This is a genomic window from Romboutsia sedimentorum, assembly GCF_030131845.1.
Lineage (GTDB): Bacteria > Bacillota > Clostridia > Peptostreptococcales > Peptostreptococcaceae > Romboutsia_D > Romboutsia_D sedimentorum.
Window position 1 is genome coordinate 1,010,492 of the sequence record NZ_JASKYM010000001.1, and the last position, 20,065, is coordinate 1,030,556.

Sequence of the window (20,065 nt, forward strand, 5' to 3'; positions counted from 1 at the left end):
TAATACTAAAACTAAAGAACTAACAAATTTAGTTAATAAATTAATATGCATTTGTTAGTCCTTGTGTATTAAGTTAAATAAAAACTACTTAATTTATTGCTCTAAAACTTTTCCATCCTGTACTTTTATACAAACATCTGCCATCTTTGCTATCTCATTATTATGAGTTATCATTATCAAAGTTTGTCCAAATTTTTCTACACAAAGTTTCAATAGATTTATAACTTCTTGTGTTGTCTTGCTATCTAAGTTTCCAGTTGGCTCATCTGCAAATATTATATCCGGCTTATTAACTAACGCTCTTGCTATTGCTACTCTTTGCTGTTGTCCTCCACTTAATTCATTTGGAAATTTTTTAATTTTATCTTTAAGCCCTAAAATTTCTATTATCTCATATACATAATTTTTATCTACGTTCTTGCTATCTAGCGATACTGGTAATGTTATATTTTCATATACATCTACTACCGGTATTAAGTTAAAACTTTGGAATATAAATCCAAACTTTCGTCTTCTTAGTTGTGAAAGTTTTTCTTCACTTAAAGTTGATATATCTTTATCATCTAAAAGCACTTTTCCGCTAGTTATATCATCAAGTCCTGCCATACAATGTAGCAATGTACTCTTGCCAGAACCACTAGGACCTATTATTGATGTAAACTTTCCTTTTTCTATTTCTATATTAATATTTTTTAAAGCTTTTACTTTGCTTTCACCTTTTCCATATGTTTTGCTTAAATCTATAGTTTTTAATATTTTCATATTTAATCCCCTCTACTAATCAGTTATTCTTAACCCTTGTGATATACTTAATTTTTCTATTTTTCTCTTAGAAAGATAAACTGCTATTATACAAATTAATATACATACCGCCCCATACTCAAGTATTTCAACTATTGGTATATTAAATTTAATAACGCTATCCATTTGTAATCCTTCTTTATATATATTATTTACCATACTTACATAATCATAATATTTATAGGTTCCTACTATACCCCCAATAATCATACTCGTAATTCCATAAATAAGACTTTCTTTTACTATCATTGATTTTACTTGTTTTATACTCATACCAATAGATCTTAGTGTCGAAAGTTCATTGATTCGTATTAATAAATTAGTTTTTATAGTACAAAATATATTTATTGATGAAATTATTGCTATTAAAGTTACTACTAACAATATTTCTTTTTTTAATTTAACATCTTGATCTGTATAAAACATTCTATTTTTATACTTGCTCTCAATTTCACTAAAAGGCTTATCTTTTAAGATTTTTTCTAAATCTTTTTGTACTTGTTTATCGCTATCTTTTTCTATTTGTAAAGATATATTATTATATGAATTTCTATTTGTTATATCTTTAAATTCATCTTCATTTAATATAACTTTAAAAGTTCCACCATATCCTCCTGGTCTGTCTTTTCCAAAGTCTTTATTTAAAATTCCACATACCTTTACAGTGTTTTTTTGATATACTTTTTTACCATCTTTAATAACAGGTATCTTTATATCTATTAAATCTCCTATATTAGCTTTTTTAAGAATTTTATTATCATGATCAGCTTCATTTATATAATAAAAATTATTATATATTACAGCCTCTTTGTATTGTTGATTTTTATTTGGCAATGAGCCTTTTTCTAAATAGCTATCAATATCTTTAAATTCATTTTTCCCGTATCCTTGAACACATAAATCAGTTTCTATATTATTATCTTTAGCTTTTATTCTTTGAGCATCTATATATTTCTTGTCTAAATTCAAAGCATTTGTTTCTAAAAATCCATATGTATCCATACTAAGACTTACATTTTTAACATTTTTAATTTTAGAAATTTCATCTATGTATTTTTGTTCATAACCAACTAGTAAATTTTCTGTGTTCATTGAATTATGACTTAAATTAATATCACTGTTACCCATTGACATAATGCTTAAAGCCGTTGAATCTATATTATCACTAGGACTATTGTATACAGACATCTTGTCTATATATAATGCACCACCTAAGCTTATTGCCAAAATTGATAAAATAGTTCTAGTTTTATTTCTCCAAACATTTTTATATGCCATTTCTCCACTAATTCCAAATATCTTTCTTATCATCTTGTGATAAAATCTATTTTTTCGTCTTTTAGTATTTTTATCAGTTTTTCTAATTGCTTCTATTGGAGATATTTTACCTGATTTATATATCGGTACTATACTTGCCAAAATAACAGTTATAATTGCCATAATCATTGGCTCTAATATACTGCTTTTACTTATATATAAACTGACTTTATCATTAAAGACTCCCATCAATCCAATATATGAACATATGATGCCTAATATAAATCCTATTAAGCTTCCAAGTATTAGCACCACAAAACTTTGAAAACCGATTATAAGTCGTATATGTTTTTTAGATGCCCCTATTGCTTTTAACATACCTATTTGATTAGTCATATCTACAAGTATCATATTAAACACATTGTATATAAGTAGTACTGATGCAATCATTGGTAATAATTTGTTATTTATACTAAAATTAGTTTCCTTAGACATTTTGTAGTCATCTAATGCATATACCAAAAATACGTTAGGATTAAAACTTGACTCATCAATATTATATTTAGCTGCGATACCTTGTATCTTTGCAAAATCAGGTGTTTTAGTATTTAAATTTAAGACACCATTGTACTTTATTAATTCATTTGGTATAAAGCTACCTTCTCCTTCTTTATAATAAGTAAAAGCTCTTACCTTATAATACTCATTCTCTTTATAATAATCATTTGGTTTTTTAACAATTCCTACTAACTTAAATGTTGCTTTATTATTAAATATTTGACTTGAATTGCTTTTGTCTTTGTATTCTTTCTCAATATTTAAATCTATGCTTTGACCTAACTTATCACTTAACCCCATTGATTTGAGTGCTTTTTCTTCTAAAACTATTTCATTTTTATTTTTAGGAGCATCTCCTTTTACAAACTTATATCCAAACTCATCATTAAAACCATCATTATAAGAATTTAATCCCATAGCCACACCATTTTTGTATATAGCATCTCCTAAGTTAACTATACTCTCCATCTTGGTTACTTCTTTATCTTTTTTTAACTTATCTAATGTTGTTTTATCTAAGTCACTATACTCCACATGATAGTCTTCAAATGTTTCGTATGCCTTTTGTATATCTAGCTTACTTTTAGTTTCTGGTATTACATTTAATGAAAATACTAACATTACTGCTAGTGAAATACCTGTTATTAGTGCAAATGTCCTACCTTTTTGTTTTTTCATATATTGAATTGATAAATATATGGCTTTTTTCATATAATTCCCTCCTATTCTATACCTTTAATTGCAATAAAAAAAGGCGCTACCTTTTATATTTAAAAGATAGCACCTTAAATTATTTTCTTCAATACGCTTGACCCAAGTGGTCGTTTTAACTCCCCAACTGTCATGTTTTCTTGCAATGGTATATAAATTTTCACTATAAATTCATTTTCTAAATCTTTAAATTCTAATTCACCATCATACTTTTTAAGTGAATTTTTTACACTTTCTATCCCGATACCGTGAAATTCTTTGTCTTTTTTAGTTGTTATAAGTTTATTTTTCTTTACAACTACTTTATCTATTTTGCTATTTTCACATTTAATAACAAAGTATTTTTTAACAATAGTACCTCTAATTTTTATACTTTTACTTATTTTAACATCACTTATTTTATTGCAAGCTTCTATTGCATTATCTAATATGTTAGAAAATATACTACAAACATCTATCATTTCTATAAAGTCACATTTTGAAAAATTCATATCACAAAATAGATGAATATTGTTGTTTTCACATATAAATTTTTTCTCATTTAATACAATATCTAAAATCATATTCCCTGTATTAAACATACTATTATAATCCTTGATATCTTTATTTATACTTTCTATGTATGCATCAGTTGTATGTTTACTTTCACATATATTTTTCATACATATCATATGGTTATTTATATCATGATATAGCCTTTTAACTTTATTTTGAGATTCCTGCAACCCCAAGTAGTAGTTATACTGCATATTCATCTTTTCTTTTATAACTTTGTTTTCAGCTTTTACATTTACATCATTTATTATTTTTTTAACTACTAATATTAAGGCTATATTACAAACTATCATTATCCAAGGTAACATAACATTAATTGCATTTCCACCTACATTCAAAAATGTATTGTTAGAATAAAAAACACTCTTTCCAACCATCATTGTGAAGCCAATAGTAATTAAATTACCCATTATTGCAACAGCTATAAATATATAATATAGTTTATGTGATTCTATATTCTTAAATTTCCTTATAACTTTTGTTAATATAACTAAAAATACAGTACTTAATATAAATGTCTTTACATCTAAATACCCAGCGTCATAGTCTTTTTCAAAACCTAATGTTATCCAATATAAGCTATAATTTATAATATCATAAAGATAGATATATGCTGATGTGTACATTATATTTTCAAACCAATTTACATTATAAACAATGTTACAATATATAGCTAACATCCCTATAATACAAATTGCTTTGCTAAAACTAAAAACATAACCTTGTTGTACATCTATAGTTACTAAAATAATAATCGTCGTAGATAATAATATGTTTTTAAATAAATTGCTTTTGTCTGATTCTTTAAATTCCTTAACTATTATATTGAAAGTTATACACAGTAATATTATCGATGCTATACTAGTAATTTGAAAAATAACTTCAGTATCTATCATATTACTTCACCTAGTATGTTTAAAAATTCAGCTTTAAATTCCTTAAATCGGTGCCTACTAACACTAACTTCAGCTCCATTTTCAAGTATAGCTATATATTGTTTTATATTTTCAATATAATTAAGGTTAACTAAAAAGCTTTTATGACATCTAAAAAATTTATAATTGCTTAGTTCTTTTTCTATTTTTTCTAAACTCATTTTCACTTCATAGTCTCTTTCTACTGTGTGTACAATCATATCTTTTTTTTGAACTTCAACATAAGTTATGTTATTTATGTCTATTTTATATATTTCACCTTTTCCTTCTATTATTAAATATTGGTCTTTCTTATTTTGTATTTCTTCTATACAAGCTAGTATATGTTTTTTAAGTTCTTCAAATTTTATCGGTTTTAATAAATATCTATAAGCCCTGACCTCATAGCCTTCTTGTATATATTCTACTACAGAAGTTGTAAATATTATTTCAACACTATTTTTGTCAATTTTTCTTATGTTCCTAGCTACATCCATTCCATTAATCTTGTCCATCTGTATGTCTAATAAAAATATATCTATGTCTTTTGGATAATTGTTAATTAATTCTTCCCCACAATTAAACATTAGTATTTCATATTCTATATTGTTTAATATTTTATCTAAAAATTGTTTTATTTGTATTTGCTGGCTTACTTCATCTTCACATATAGCAATTCTTATCATATGTGCCCCTCCTGTTGATCTTTAACTAATTTATATTAACAATTTAATTATACCATAATTATTTTCCATATTTTTCATTTAACTTCTGTGTACACATTTTCAATAAAAAAATTGTCACGCAAACGTGACATTATTTAATATTTTTATGTCACGTTTGCATGACAACTTTAATAAGATATTTCTTTAATTAAAAGCTCCGTCATACTAGATTTAATTATTATTTAAATAGAGGCATAATTTTCAAAAACAAAAAATAACCTACTATGTATAGGTCATTTTCTATTTTTCATAATAATATAATATGCAAATTAATCTATTAGCCTATTTCACTTATAAATTAATCCAATATCTTTGTGTTGTTCTATTCCCTTCAGTAATTTCATTTTCTATTTTGCCACCATTATTTATAATAGTTTTTACTGATGCAATATTATCTTTATCACAAGTAATTAAAACTTCTTTAATCCCTAGCTTTTCACATTCTTTTAGTGCCAATCCTAGCATCTCAGTTGCATAGCCTTTCTGTCTTTCGCACTTTCTAACACTATAGCCTATATGGCCACCAAATTTTAATAAATAATCATTTAATCTATGTCTAATATCAATCATTCCGACTAATTTATCATTATCAAAAGCAAGGTATGTATTTGCTGGAACTAACCCATCTCTTACAGTTTCCTCTTTTAAATTGTCTTGATTTGCCCTATACCACTCTTCGAAATTTTCAGCATCACTTAATCCAGCTGAACCATGCATACTATCTCCATTTTCAATAAACTCTTTTTTATAGTTCATAATATTCTCTTTGTGTTTCATCTTTGGTAAAATTAATTTTAATCTACTCATTTCCTACCTCCTAATTTTTAAATACTTCCCTCTTTTAGTACTTATATATTTTAATTTAATTATAGACTTAGTAACAATCAAATACTATTGCTAAAAAATGAACTAAATTATAATCTTGTTTTAACACAAAAGATAACCTATAAATTTCTAGGTCATCTTTATCTTAATTTCACTTTACTCTATACGTTTCAAATAATAATAGTTTTTATTATTGTATTTAATCTTGTACTTAAAGCCACACTTTTCAATTACTTTTTTAGACTGAGTATTATTTTCAAAATGAGAACATATAATACAGTCTATTTGTTCTTCTTTAAATGCATGAATAAGAATTTTTTCTATTGCTTCAATCATCAATCCTCGTCCCCAAAAAATTTCCGATAAAACAAAACCTATTTCTTTTGAACCTTTATATATATCTTCTATTGGTTTATGTAATTCAATCCATCCTATTACTTTGTTTGTTTCTTTAAGTTCAATTGCCCATAGTGAATTTGGTGGCTCTTTAACAAACTTTTTTAGAATTTCAAAGCTGTCATTTAAATTAATTCTTGGACTAAATCCTGCTAAGTATGCAACTTCTTTATTGGACATAATCTCATGTAAATCCTCTAAATCATATGTTGTCCAAGGTCTTAAAATTAATCTACTACTCTCAAATCTCTTCATTTAATTATTCCCTTCTAAGTAATATATTTAATTATTTTTTTATAGGTATACTTATTATAGCAAATATTAATTAATACATAACAAACCTCATTAATAATATCATCTCTAACTACAAATTAATGAGGTTTATTTTATAATTAATTTAAATTTAGATTGAAATTCCTTCATCTATTCCAAATAAGTAAACATATTTTTCTTTTACTTCTTTTCCTGTAAGTGATTTAACTACATTAGAATATAAATCTAATTGCTTTTTATATCTATTTATAACTTCTTCCTTATTTTCTTCATTTACAAAATCAGTTTTATAATCAACTATGACTATCTTTTCATCTTCCTCAAAGTAAGCATCTATAATACCCCTTAACATAAGACTTTCGTCATTATATTTTTCAGTATTGTCTTCTTTGATTAAGTCTTCGTATATATATACATCTTTCATTTTTATTTGAGCATAAATTGTTTGCTCTCTTTTTACAAACTTTGATTTTAACATTCTTTGACCTAAGCTTGATTTAAAGAATTTATATACCTTATAGATGTTTATAACACTTGCTTGTTTTTGTGTCATTATATCTTTTTTTACAAAGCTGTTTATTTGTTCTTGTATTTCATCTACACTATTTATTTTATTAAAATCAAGTAACTCCATAACTAAATGAACTATAGTACCTTTTTCTGCTCCAGTTATTTTATCTTTATTTTCGCTTTCTTGCATAAATAAAGGCTTCTTTAAGGTTATCTTATTACTAAATATTTGTTCTGTTAGCTCATTTTCTTCATGAGTATTTTGGATTTTTTTAATTTCAGTAACTGATATACTTGCAGGTTTTGTAACACATGCTTCATATGGATAACTAAAATCTAATTTATCTTTAATAACATCATAATACTCAGTACCTGGGGTATTTATATCTATATTTTCTAAAACAGATCCTATACTATCTTTTTCTTCATCTTCGTTTTCATCAAGTGTTACATCTTCCTTGTACCATAATTTAGATTTCCATTTTGATGAATGATCATCTATACTATCTAAATCTATGTCAGCAAATTCTCTTAGATTTTCTAAATCTCTATGTTTTAAAACTGATGGCATTATCCAATCTAAAAATCCTCTGCCTTTTAAAATTTTATATTGTGATACAACTTCATTTCCACTTATGCCATTTGACCATGATTTTAGACTTTTTTCTATGTTTCTCGTAGAACCTGTTATTATTAACTTTTCTTTTGGTCTTGTAAATGCAACGTATAAAACTCTCATTTCTTCAGATAAGTTTTCTATATTTATTTTATTTTTTAAAGCTTCTTTAGCTATACTTGGGTAAGATATTTTTCTATTATAATCTACTACTTGAGGTCCATATCCTAAATTATGATGATATAATATATTCTTTTTAAAATCTTGAGTATTAAAGTTTTTACCCATACCCGAGCATATAACAATAGGGAACTCTAGTCCTTTACTTTTGTGTATACTCATTATTCTAACTACATTTGCATTTTCTCCAAGAGTTTTAGCACTACCCATATCTGTATTAGATTTTTTAAGTTTACTTACAAAGTTTATAAAGTTAAATATTCCCTTAAAGCTAGTTTCCTCAAATTGCTTTGCTCTTTCAAATAATATTTTTAGATTAGCTTGTCTTTGTGAACCTCCTGGCAATGCACCTACATAAGCAAAATATCCTGTTTTAGTGTATAAGTACCATAAAAATTCATCAGTACTCATATATAGTGATTTTTCTTTAAAGTCTTTTAATTTGTTTATAAACGATAAAGATTTTTTGCCTTTTTCATCTTCATGTTCACTAAATATTTCTAATGCTTCATAAAAGCTTTTTTGATTATCTTCTATTCTTATATCTATTAATTCTTCTGGAGTAAACCCACAAATTGGAGATTTAAGCACTGCCAGTAATGGTATATCTTGCATTGGATTATCTATTACTTGAAGTAAGCTCATTATAGTTTTTATTTCTATAGTATCAAAGTATCCAATTCCAGTATCTGCGTAAGTTGGTATGTTCATATTCATAAGTTCATCTGCAAAAACTGGTGCCCAAGCAGATGTTGCTCTTAATAGAATTACTATATCTTTAAATTCTACAGGTCTATAATCATCTAATCTTTTATCATATACCTTTTGAACTTTTTCATCTTTTTTAGTATTCATTAAATCTTTTATTATATTACCAACCATTCTAGCTTCAAGTTGTATATTATCTATTTCTTCAGATTCTTCTTCTGTATTATTTTCAGCTTCTTTTTCCTTACCTTTTTCTTCTGCTTTGGCTTTAGTTTGCATTATATGTATTTCAGATGGTCCACCTACAATAGTATTTTCATCATTATTTTCTTTAAAAATTGCTCCTAAATTAAGTCTTTCCTCTTCTGTATAATTAATTTCTCCTATATTTTTGCTCATAGTATTTTCAAATATATAGTTTGCACAATCTACTACTTCAGCTCTACTTCTAAAGTTTTTATATAGCATTATCTTTCTATATAATGATCCTTTTTCATTATCATAGTCTGCATATTTTTTTAAAAATATTTCTGGTTTTGCTTGTCTAAATCTATATATACTTTGTTTTACATCTCCAACCATAAACCTATTTGGAGTTTTAATCTTTGCAATTGTACTAAGCAGCACTTCTTGTACTAAGTTACTATCTTGATATTCATCTATAAATATTTCATAAAATTTATCTCTATATGTAAGTGCTATATCAGATGGTATTACTTTTCCTTCTTCATCTTTTGATGTTAATATTTCTAATGCAAAATGTTCTATATCGTTAAAATCTATTATTCCTTTTTCCCTTTTTTTAATTTGATAAGCTTCTTCAAACTTTATTACAGTTTCTGATATTGATTTTACTACATTGTATAAATATTTAATTTCTTCTTTTATATCGTCTTTTTCCATACTAAATGTTGAATCTAACATTGATTCTACTGATTTTTTTACTTTCTTTCTTATATCATCAGCTCTATTTTTTATATCTTTTATATATGACGGTACATCTTTTGGAAGTCTTTTTACTCCCTTTACATAATTTTCAAATTTTACAGATGTTGCTGCACTAAAAGCTTGATCCCACGAATTATTACATCCATCTAATATTTTTATTACACAACTATAATCACTTTTAAATTTATCAGTGTAAGTTTCAAGTTCTTCAATTCCATTAAGTTCCTCTAAGGCTTTTTTCATACTTACTTCCATACCACTTATTTCTATCTTTACAGTATCAAGTATAGCCATTGCCCATATAGATTTAGAAAACTCAAAATCATCATCTATATTAAACTGTTGTGCTGAAAATTCTAGCCATTCTTTTGGATCAGGAGACGCCATTGCAAAATTATATATACTAAGAATGATATCTTGTAAGTTATTATCGCCTCTTTTTTCTGCATAACTTTCAACTAAGTTTAAAAATCCTTGGTCTTTATCTAAATAAAGTTGTTCAAATACTTCTTCTACTGCTTCTGCTTTTAGTAATGTACACTCTGTGCTATCACCTATTCTAAAATTAGGGTCTAAGTTTATTTTGTGGAAGTTTGATTTTATAACTTCTAAACAAAATGAGTGTATAGTTGTTATGCTTGCTTTGTTTAAAAGTACAAGCTGGTTTTGAAGATGTCTATTTTCAGGATTTTTATCTAATGCCTTACCTATTGCATCCCCTATTCTTTCTCTCATTTCTGATGATGCTGCATTTGTAAATGTAACTACAAGCAACTTATCTATATCAATAGGATTTTCCCTATCCGTTATCATTTGTATAATACGTTCAACTAGTACTGCTGTTTTTCCGGAACCTGCCGCTGCGGCTACAAGCAAGTTACAGTCTCTACTATCTATAACTGCTTGCTGTTCAATTGTCCATTTAGGAGAACTCATTATTTCACCTCTCCTCTCATTGTATTTATTACTTCATCATCACTTTTTTTATTTATAATTTTATATTTATTATCCTTTAATGTTGTATCAAACTGACATATTGAAGAATAATTACAGAAATCACATGAATTTTTATCTTTATTTTTATATGGAGCTATACTTATATTTCCACCTAACATATCTTCACATAGCTCTTTTATAAGGCTTTTCACATACTTTCTTATTACTTCAAATTCTTCATTTGTTACACCTTTTGTATGTCTACCTAGGGTACCATCTTTATTTAAATTAGCTGGTATAACTAAAGATGTAGTTCGCTCTCCACTAGCTAGGGACTTGTCCATTTGCTTTATTATATTAGAGTCTTTAATCAAAAGACCTTGCATCTTTAGATTTTTTAATATTTCTTCTCTTATTTCTTCGTCTTCTTTATTTTCATCAGCTTTTATTATAGGGTCATCAATTCTAGAATATAATATTGCTGCTGGACTTAAGTTTTTAGCATTTTCTTTTCCACTTTCTAGTATTGCATCTAAATAAACTAATAATTGTAATTGAAGTCCATGATATATATCTGTTAAACTTAAATCTTTTTTTCCTGATTTATAGTCAACTATTCTTATATATTTACCTTCTTCATTTTCAAATTCATCAATTCTATCAATTTGACCTCTTAAATTTATTTCTACTCCATTTTGTAAAACTATTTTTATAGGAGGATACTTTCCTTTACTTCCAAAGTCAACTTCATAGTCAACTGGGTCAAATGAACCTTGTTTTATTTGTTCACTTATTATACTTATTGCCGATATAAGCATATTTTTAAGTCTATAAGCAAGATATCTATATCTTTCTGAACTTTGTAATATGTATCCTGGTATTTTAGATACTATTTCATCTACTATTTGAGATACTCTATTTTGTATATATGTATAATTTATATCTCTCCAGTCTAAATTATCTACACTTAACTGTTTTGAGAATTGGTCTAATATATTGTGTATAAATGTTCCTAAATCTGGTGCACTAAATTCATATTCTTTTCTTTCTTTTGCTTTTAATCCATACTGAATAAAATACGCAAATGGACACCCCGCATATCTTTCTAACCTAGAAACACTTAAATTAGTATCGTATAAACTTCTTATTTTTTCTTCTTCTATTTTTTGAACTTGGTTTGTATAATTTAACCCACTTATAACTTTTTTAGCTATTTCTTTGTATTCTTCATCATTACAATAATATCTATAAACATCTAACCATATATTGTTTATTTCTTTACCATCATCAAACTCTTTTATTTCATTAATAAGTGAATTAAAAGTTGGAGATTTTACAGTTATTTTATTAAGTATTTCTTCATCACTTTCAGCATCTATTTCTACTAAATAACTTTGGTTATCTATGTTTGGGAATATTTTTTTAAGTCTAGACACTATTACAGATGGTCTTATAGTTTTTCCTTCGTGGTCAGAAATAGGATAACTTACTGTTAAGTTTTCACTTGTTGAAGTAAGTGCTTTATAAACTAAGTATTGTTCTTCAAATGTTTTAGTTTTACTATCTATATCTACATCTAAGCCTTTTTTGCCTAAATTTGATCTGTCACTATCACTAAGCAAACCACTATCTTTTGCTATAAGAGGGAATGTTCCATCTGTCGTTCCTATTAAATAAAGATATTTGGTATTAGCATTTTTCATTCTATCAACACTACTTACAAGTACTTGGTCTATACTTGGAGGTACTAATCCAAGTTCATACTCATCAAATCCTAATCCAATAAGCTTTACAAATTTATCTAAAGCTATCTTTTCTTCGCCCATTATTTCTACCATTTGGTCAAAAGTTTCTACTACTATATTCCATACTTGAGAATATTGATTTGCTATATCTAATTCACCTTTATCTTTAAAATTTGTTATTAGATTTTCTATAGTAGTTGGCATATCTATGTCTATTAAAAATTCATATATAAATTTACATATGTCCTCTACCTTATTTTTTCCTTTTAAGTTTTCTTGTAATTTTATTATAGGTTTTAAAACTTTATCTTTTATTTCATTAACTTTTTCTCTTATAGCTATTTCATGTTCTTTTTCATCACTAACTATATTATGATTTATTCTATATTCCCACTTTTCCTCAAACCATTTTTTACCCTTTATTCCATTTGCAAGTACATAGTTTTCAAGTAAACTAATTTCTTCATTGCTTACACCAATAAGTCCACTTTTTAAATATCTAAACATAGTTTCATAGCTATATCTTCTATTTTTCATTTCTAGTGCTGATATTATAAGCACTATTATAGGATTACTTTTAGCTTCTCTTTTTTTGTCTATAAAGTTTGGAATTTTATATTCATTAAATATTGAGTTTACTAAAAAATCATATTTATTTAAATCTCTAGTAGCTATTGTTATATCTCTGTATCTAACATTTTTATCTCTTACTAAGCTTATTATTTCTTTTGCAATTTCTTCTACTTCAGAATATAAATTATTAAATTCTTTTATTTTTATATTATTAGTTTTCTTTTCATACACCCTATAAGGATATGAATGATAGTATTTTTCTAAATGTTGAAGTTCTTCACTATTTTTAAATCTTGGTATTACATTGTTATCTAAATTTACTGATGGAAGTAATGATACCCCTTCTTCATTGCATAGCTTAATAAGCTTTTGATAAGTAAATTTAGTTCTTGAAAAAGCATCTGTTTTGTTATATGTAATGTTACTTGGGTTATCTACTGTTAGTGATATATGTACTTCTTTAGCTTTATGAAAAATTGACTTTAATGCTCTATACTGATTTGGTGTAAAACCTGTATATTCATCAATATAGATATATGCATCATTAAAATAATCACATATGTCTAATTTATCAGCTAGTGATCTTAGCATATCTTGAGAATCTACATAATTTTCATGTAATTTTTCTTCAAACTCTTTATATATTTTACTTACATCTTTTAGCTTTAAGCTTAAAGTTTCATTTTCTACTTCACCAGATATATTTTCTAACATTTCATAGCTAACATTATACTGCTTTAATTCTGATATCATCTCTGCTATTGAACTTACAAAACCTGATTGTGCTGCTGACTTTGAAAATATATCTAATTCACTACTTACATTTTCTATGGCTCTGTAAGTCATCATCGCTTTACCACTTGAATTTATATTAACATCTGTTAATCCACCTACATAAGAAAAAACTATACTACTCATAGTTTTAAAACTTAGAACTCTAGCTCTTAAAAATTTATCTTTTTCTTTTCCTAAAAAGAGTTTACTCATTCTTTTTTCCATCTCAAATGTATACTGTTCTGGAACTAATAGTATTACTGGAGATGTTTCATCATCTTGTACTCTTTTTTTTATTTCATCAAGCATATAAGTAGATTTTCCACTTCCACCTCTGCCTAACACAAATTTAACGCCCATAAACTTCCTCCTCAAAAATACTATAATCTAAGTCTAGCCCATTACATAACTTATTGAATTCACAAAACTGACAATGATTTTTATTTTTTATCAAATCGTATTTGTAAGTTTCTTGTTCTTCACTATATTTAGTATTTTGTATTTTATCTATGTAACTTATTATATTTTTTTTATTTATATTGTGTTTTTCATCACTATAAGAAATGCTAACACAATCAGTATCAAATTCAGGCTGATAATATTTCATTTTTATATTTTTTGTATCTATATTGATATCAAATAATTTAGGTATTACTTCTTTAGCTAAAAGCATATAAACAATAGTTTGCATTCTATTTTCTGCATTTTTATAATCCACTTTTTTATTTTCTGTTTTCCAGTCCCATATTTCAATTTCATTTTCTTTTATTATTACTAAATCGTATTTTGCTTGTATTATACTTTTATTAAGATTCAATCTTACTTCATATTCTGGTAAATAAGTATATTCACTTGATATAGGTATCAAGTCTTTAATTTTTTCTATCCATCTTACAAAATCATGTTTTGTATTATCGTTTACTCCGAGTGGTATATTACTAAAATACCTTTCACATAACAAATGAAACTCGCTACCACTTTTTAAGCTTTCATAGTATTCTCTACTTTGTATATCATCATGTTTCCAATTTATTTTATCAATATATTTGTACTTAAATTTAAAAGGACATGATTTATATGTGTTTATTGAATTTTGACTATATCTAAAATGATTTAATTTTTTATTCATTTATAATCACTTCCTTTTTCCTTTTCTCTATGTGTTTTTCTAATTCATTTATATATAATGAAGGTTTTTGCATTTTATTTTTCTTACCGACATCAGCGTTATCTTTATATAGACTACATGAAAGTATTAGCATTTCCTTAGCTCTAGTCATACCCACATATAATAATCTTATTTTTTCATTTATTAAATCTATTTTACTTTTATATACATAATTTGTAGGTTCTACTCCCATTGCAATAGTTTCTATTTCACTTTTAATTATAGCTGTTGGGTTTTTGTACTTGTCTTTTAGATACCATTTATCACATTGGAATTTTTGATTTATATTATCTGGAAAATTATATTCTACAAGGCCTAGCAAAAATACGCAATCCCACTCCATTCCCTTTGATTTGTGGTAATTACAAACAGTTATGCTTCCAGGTTGTGGTTCATATCCATTCATCTCATAAACTACCTCTATAATATGGTTAAATACTTTATTTTTAGTATTAAACAATATGTTATATACATCTACTAAATTTGTATTAACATTATCAGCTGATATAAATTTTATATAAAATGATAAATATTCTATAACTGCTTTATCTTCTTTTTCTAAATTTAATTTTTCACCTATAAATAAAATTAGTATATCTAACCTTACAGTAGGATGTTGTAGTATATCTTTTAAAACTTTTAATCCGTTTAGAAACCCTTTATATATATCGTAATCTTTGTCTATTATAATAGACTCACTTTTTTCTTCATTATACATAAGGTCTTCTACATTGTACTTTGCAATCATTTGTAGAAAATCCGCTTTACCTAATTCATTGTCTGTATGTATAAATACTTTATCTAAAGCTAATATAAGTTTTTCTATTTCATCACAATTAATTATAAAATCAATTATATACCCCATATTATTTAGTATTTTTCTTTTGTTTAATGAATTTGGACCTAACTCTTCAAATTCCATATTCTCTTGAATCAACACTCTTGCTGTCTGTGTAATTTGGTCATTAAAAGGCACTAAAATTCCTATACTTTTATCTGGATATTTCTTTTTTATTGCTTTTGTATATTTTACGGTCTTTATTATTTCATCTTCCCAAGTTTCATATCTTTTAGTATTTATACTATACACATCTGGTTTAGGATTTTCCCTATATCCCATACCACTTGGAACAGTTCTTATTTCCATATTTTCTAATGCTTGTCTACATTCCTCTTGTTTAAATTCAGTAGTTACATATTGCACTAGTTTGTTAGCCAAATCTAATATATCCTTAGAACTTCTATTAGACATATCCATCCTATAGCAATTATCACTTTCTTCTATAAACTCTTTGAAGTACTTTGGATCTGATGATGAAAATGTGCCTGTAATACTTTGATTTATATCTCCAACTCTAACTAAATTATTATTTTCCTTAGATATTAGTTTTATAATTTTTCCTTGTATTTCATTTGAATCTTGGCACTCATCTTCAAATATATACTTGTATTTATTTTGGAATTTCATTCTTAAATTTTCATCTAATCTTAAGGCTCTGTATGCTAGTATTAAAATATCGTCATAGTCTAGCAAGCCATTTTGTTTTAATTTTTTATCATAATCTTTATATATAGGAAGTATTATTTTCAAAATACCTTTATAGTCATTTGCTACTATACATTCTAATCGATCTGGAGAAATTTCTTTGTATTTTAGTTCACCTATAGCATTTCCTACAAGTTCATAAAATCCATTCTCCCAAGCATTGACCATTCGCTCTCTCCACTCACCATCTTTTTGGTCTTTTAAAAACCATTGAAATGCTCTTTCTCCACCGCTCATTCTAAATTTATATATGCAATCACTCAATATTATGCTTTTTTGTAAATCATCAGCAATGCTAAATTCTTCACTTAACATAACAACTTCTGGTTTTTCTTTTATTATTTTTACAGCTAAACTGTGTATTGTCATTACCTCATAAGAGTTTTCTTCTTTTATCTCATTATCTTGTAATATTTTTTTTATTCTTCCTTTGAAGTTGTTAACTGCACTATTCATATAAGTAAGTATTAATATTTTTGAATTATCATGTTTTTTTTCTTTTAAAAGTTTTGCTACTAAATTTGTAACTATAAAAGTTTTACCTGCACCAGGAACTGCTGGAACTGCCATAGTTCCATTTTCATATCCTATTATTGGTAATTGATCTTCTCTATAATTAATGTTGTTCATAGAAGTTGCCTCCGTTATCCACTATCTTTAATAGTAAACTATATAATATACTTTCTTGAATGTACCCGTTTACCGTATATTCACTTTTATATGCATAGACTGTTTTTGCGTTTATTAATAAGTTGTATATCATATTATATAAGTAATATTTTTTATATTCTTCTTCCATTTGGTCGCTATAAACTTTATTTTCTTTAAATGATTTTCTAAGTACTATAATATTACTTATATCTTTTTCTATCTTCATATTCCAAGCATTACTACCTATATCTACCCATAGTTGTATAGGCCTATCCATAATTGATGATATATAAGAATATGGAGTAGTTATTACTACCTTATCACACTCATTTAACTCTCTTAATTCTGCTATAGAAAAGTAATCATTTATAGTACTTTTTAAAGCATCTATAAATATTTTTTCTTTGTCTTTGCTTTTATCTAAACCTAGTAAGCTAATATTTTCTGTAAACACTTCACTTTCGTGTATTATTTGTTTACATATATGCACATTTTCTTTGCCATGCTTAAGGTTAAGCATTTTATCTATATAAAATTTCATTAAAAATTCGCTTATTTTTAACTTTTCATCTTTTTTGTTTGATATATATTTTAAAACTTCATTAAGTTCTTCGCTTTCATCTTTATTTTTATATATCTTAAAAGCTTGTATTCTATTTACATTTAGTAGTATTTCTATAAAGCTTATATACTCTTCGTCTTTTATAATTTCTTTATAATCATAAAAAATGCAAGATGCTACTACCAATGCATTTGAATACGGATAATCAATTATTTTTTTATCTTTCTTAGTGTTGAATGCTTCTATGTTGCTATCTTCTAATTTATTTTTTATTTGATAATCTAATATAGTATTGTTTATAGGTGATATTATAGCTATATCTTTCGGTGATGTTTCATTTGCAACCAATTCTAAAACTTTATTACAAACTTCTCCTATCATTTCATTGTATAGCTGACTACATTCATTCAAATGCATATTAACAGGCAATGAGAATATATCTTGCATACCTATTTTATTTTCAAAAATTTCTTTTATAGACATTTCATTTTTCAAAAGTATATTTGTAATTTGATTACTATCATGTTTGATTTCATCTATATTATAGTTTTTCAATAGATTTTCATATATGTATTCCATGTCTATATTATTAAATACAGAGTAGTCCCTAGTGCTGTTAAAGTAAATGTATGTATCTTTTGCATAGTCTTGTACCAACTTTATAAAATCAACTTCTGCGCTACTGCATGATTCTAAGCTATCAACTATAAGATAATTTATCTCTTTTGTTAAATAAGCTCTATAAATTGCATTATTTAATAAATACTTATTATATAAATATATACAAAGTGAATTATCTATCATGGAGTTTTCTAATAATTTATTTATATAATAATTTATAATTTCATTCATTTGGCTATAAGAAAATTTATTTAAACTATCTTTATTTTTTTTAGATAAATATAATTTTTCTCCTATAGTATTAAAATCAATTAAACTTAGTGCAGCTTTATTTATATTAGTATTTATACTAATTGAAATATTTTTATTGGTGCCTGTAATATCTTCAAAATATCCATCTAAGTTTCTCTTAGTTTTTACTTTATTGTTTATTATATAGTCAGTTAAGCTACTATTTATAAAAATAGGTGATATTACATCTCTTTTTATTCTTTCACAACTTTGTTCTACAATTGGCCAAAACTTAACTAATTCTTTTTTGACAAAGTTTAAATAAGTTATAATATTTAAATCTTCACTAAACTCTATATCTATTTTACTTTCATAATTTAACTTTATATTATTGTTAGGTACTAAAAGCATTATACTTTTAGACTTATAGTTATTTTCTTTTAATAATTTCATGTATGCATTTAAAATCTTATTTTGTTTGTACTTAATATTATTTTCTTCAAATAAGTGCTTCATAAAAATCCTTTCTTTAATTGTATTTATATATTAATTATATCACACTAGCGTTTTTGCATTCTTTTTGACATAATAAAAAGCAGCTCTTGGCTGCTTTTTATTAAAACTATATTGTAATTATTTAGATTAATTCATTAATTTTTTCATAATTTTTTTTACAAAAGATCCCAAAGTAACTAATACTATATTTATAAGCATCAATTCAAATAAATACAGTAGACTTAGATCTTTGACAAGTAAATCAATTATTGGAGTGGTTGGTGCTAAGTAAGGCATTATAAACCATATTGCACCACTTGGATTTTGTAAAATAAAATGCACATATAGTGCAAATAAAGATAAGAATAACCCTACTCCGCATCCAATAATACCTGTAATTAAGGCTTGTGTTGTTGTTAAATCATATTTATATCCCACATAAAAATTCACTCCAAAATAGGCTGTACAAATTAAGATTCCAATGAAAAATGTTATTTCATTCATAGGAACTATTTTAAAGTAAATAGATGATATTAGGCATATAATTAATACGTCAAAGAATAATTTCTCTCCTACATCAAATGCTTTTTGCATATGATCACCTCAATTTTCCTTTATTTTATTATATATAAAATAAAGAAAAAGGTTCTAAAAAAGAATTCTTTTGTATATTTGCATACAAAAAAAGATTACGTGGCTACGTCTTACTCTCCCAGGCAGTTGCCCACCAAGTACCATCAGCGCTAAAGAGCTTAACTTCTGTGTTCGGAATGGGAACAGGTGTAT

Annotated in this window: 12 protein-coding genes and 1 rRNA gene; all 13 read right to left on the bottom strand. The window is 25.7% G+C overall.

Features of this window, described 5'->3' with window-relative positions:
• Window positions 1-93 precede the first annotated feature (93 nt).
• Entirely contained in the window at window positions 94-762 is a 669-nt protein-coding gene (locus QOZ84_RS05090) for an ABC transporter ATP-binding protein (protein WP_284131862.1), read from the bottom strand.
• A 15-nt stretch (window positions 763-777) separates the two neighbouring features.
• A complete protein-coding gene (locus QOZ84_RS05095; protein ID WP_284131863.1) occupies window positions 778-3,327 on the bottom strand; it encodes an ABC transporter permease in 2,550 nt (849 codons plus the stop codon).
• A 74-nt stretch (window positions 3,328-3,401) separates the two neighbouring features.
• Complete coding sequence (locus QOZ84_RS05100) at window positions 3,402-4,778, bottom strand: sensor histidine kinase (RefSeq protein ID WP_284131864.1); 1,377 nt, start codon at window positions 4,776-4,778, stop codon at window positions 3,402-3,404.
• A complete protein-coding gene (locus QOZ84_RS05105) occupies window positions 4,775-5,482 on the bottom strand; it encodes a LytR/AlgR family response regulator transcription factor (protein WP_284131865.1) in 708 nt (235 codons plus the stop codon). Before QOZ84_RS05105 ends, QOZ84_RS05100 begins: the two co-directional genes overlap by 4 nt.
• A 330-nt stretch (window positions 5,483-5,812) precedes the next feature.
• Window positions 5,813-6,328, bottom strand: a complete 516-nt coding sequence (locus tag QOZ84_RS05110; protein ID WP_284131866.1) for a GNAT family N-acetyltransferase — start codon at window positions 6,326-6,328, stop codon at window positions 5,813-5,815.
• Between the two features lie 174 nt (window positions 6,329-6,502).
• Window positions 6,503-6,997 (bottom strand): GNAT family N-acetyltransferase, encoded by a 495-nt coding sequence (locus QOZ84_RS05115; protein ID WP_284131867.1) that lies wholly within the window; start codon window positions 6,995-6,997, stop codon window positions 6,503-6,505.
• 148 nt (window positions 6,998-7,145) lie between these two features.
• A complete protein-coding gene (gene addA / locus QOZ84_RS05120) occupies window positions 7,146-10,913 on the bottom strand; it encodes a helicase-exonuclease AddAB subunit AddA (RefSeq protein ID WP_284131868.1) in 3,768 nt (1,255 codons plus the stop codon).
• Window positions 10,913-14,365, bottom strand: coding sequence for a helicase-exonuclease AddAB subunit AddB (addB, locus tag QOZ84_RS05125; protein WP_284131869.1), 3,453 nt, complete (start codon window positions 14,363-14,365; stop codon window positions 10,913-10,915). Before addB ends, addA begins: the two co-directional genes overlap by 1 nt.
• Window positions 14,355-15,134 (bottom strand): PD-(D/E)XK nuclease family protein, encoded by a 780-nt coding sequence (locus QOZ84_RS05130; RefSeq protein WP_284131870.1) that lies wholly within the window; start codon window positions 15,132-15,134, stop codon window positions 14,355-14,357. Before QOZ84_RS05130 ends, addB begins: the two co-directional genes overlap by 11 nt.
• The gene (locus QOZ84_RS05135; protein ID WP_284131871.1) at window positions 15,127-17,349 is read right to left on the bottom strand and encodes an ATP-dependent helicase; all 2,223 of its coding nucleotides are present in this window, start codon (window positions 17,347-17,349) and stop codon (window positions 15,127-15,129) included. The genes QOZ84_RS05130 and QOZ84_RS05135 overlap by 8 nt, the downstream gene beginning before the upstream one ends.
• The gene (locus tag QOZ84_RS05140; protein ID WP_284131872.1) at window positions 17,336-19,300 is read right to left on the bottom strand and encodes a hypothetical protein; all 1,965 of its coding nucleotides are present in this window, start codon (window positions 19,298-19,300) and stop codon (window positions 17,336-17,338) included. Before QOZ84_RS05140 ends, QOZ84_RS05135 begins: the two co-directional genes overlap by 14 nt.
• Window positions 19,301-19,426: 126 nt before the next feature.
• The gene (locus tag QOZ84_RS05145) at window positions 19,427-19,873 is read right to left on the bottom strand and encodes a hypothetical protein (protein WP_284131873.1); all 447 of its coding nucleotides are present in this window, start codon (window positions 19,871-19,873) and stop codon (window positions 19,427-19,429) included.
• A gap of 97 nt (window positions 19,874-19,970) precedes the next feature.
• Window positions 19,971-20,065: ribosomal RNA gene (gene rrf, locus QOZ84_RS05150) — 5S ribosomal RNA — on the bottom strand; the annotation flags it as partial.

What these genes read in the sequence shown, in the direction of transcription:
- addA (WP_284131868.1), bottom strand. Translation starts at nt 10,913, where the DNA reads ATGAGTTCTCCTAAATGGACAATTGAACAGCAAGCAGTTATAGATAGT.
- QOZ84_RS05130 (WP_284131870.1), bottom strand. Translation starts at nt 15,134, where the DNA reads ATGAATAAAAAATTAAATCATTTTAGATATAGTCAAAATTCAATAAAC.
- QOZ84_RS05100 (WP_284131864.1), bottom strand. Translation starts at nt 4,778, where the DNA reads ATGATAGATACTGAAGTTATTTTTCAAATTACTAGTATAGCATCGATA.
- addB (WP_284131869.1), bottom strand. Translation starts at nt 14,365, where the DNA reads ATGGGCGTTAAATTTGTGTTAGGCAGAGGTGGAAGTGGAAAATCTACT.
- QOZ84_RS05135 (WP_284131871.1), bottom strand. Translation starts at nt 17,349, where the DNA reads ATGAACAACATTAATTATAGAGAAGATCAATTACCAATAATAGGATAT.
- QOZ84_RS05115 (WP_284131867.1), bottom strand. Translation starts at nt 6,997, where the DNA reads ATGAAGAGATTTGAGAGTAGTAGATTAATTTTAAGACCTTGGACAACA.
- QOZ84_RS05105 (WP_284131865.1), bottom strand. Translation starts at nt 5,482, where the DNA reads ATGATAAGAATTGCTATATGTGAAGATGAAGTAAGCCAGCAAATACAA.
- QOZ84_RS05090 (WP_284131862.1), bottom strand. Translation starts at nt 762, where the DNA reads ATGAAAATATTAAAAACTATAGATTTAAGCAAAACATATGGAAAAGGT.
- QOZ84_RS05140 (WP_284131872.1), bottom strand. Translation starts at nt 19,300, where the DNA reads ATGAAGCACTTATTTGAAGAAAATAATATTAAGTACAAACAAAATAAG.
- QOZ84_RS05095 (WP_284131863.1), bottom strand. Translation starts at nt 3,327, where the DNA reads ATGAAAAAAGCCATATATTTATCAATTCAATATATGAAAAAACAAAAA.
- QOZ84_RS05145 (WP_284131873.1), bottom strand. Translation starts at nt 19,873, where the DNA reads ATGCAAAAAGCATTTGATGTAGGAGAGAAATTATTCTTTGACGTATTA.
- QOZ84_RS05110 (WP_284131866.1), bottom strand. Translation starts at nt 6,328, where the DNA reads ATGAGTAGATTAAAATTAATTTTACCAAAGATGAAACACAAAGAGAAT.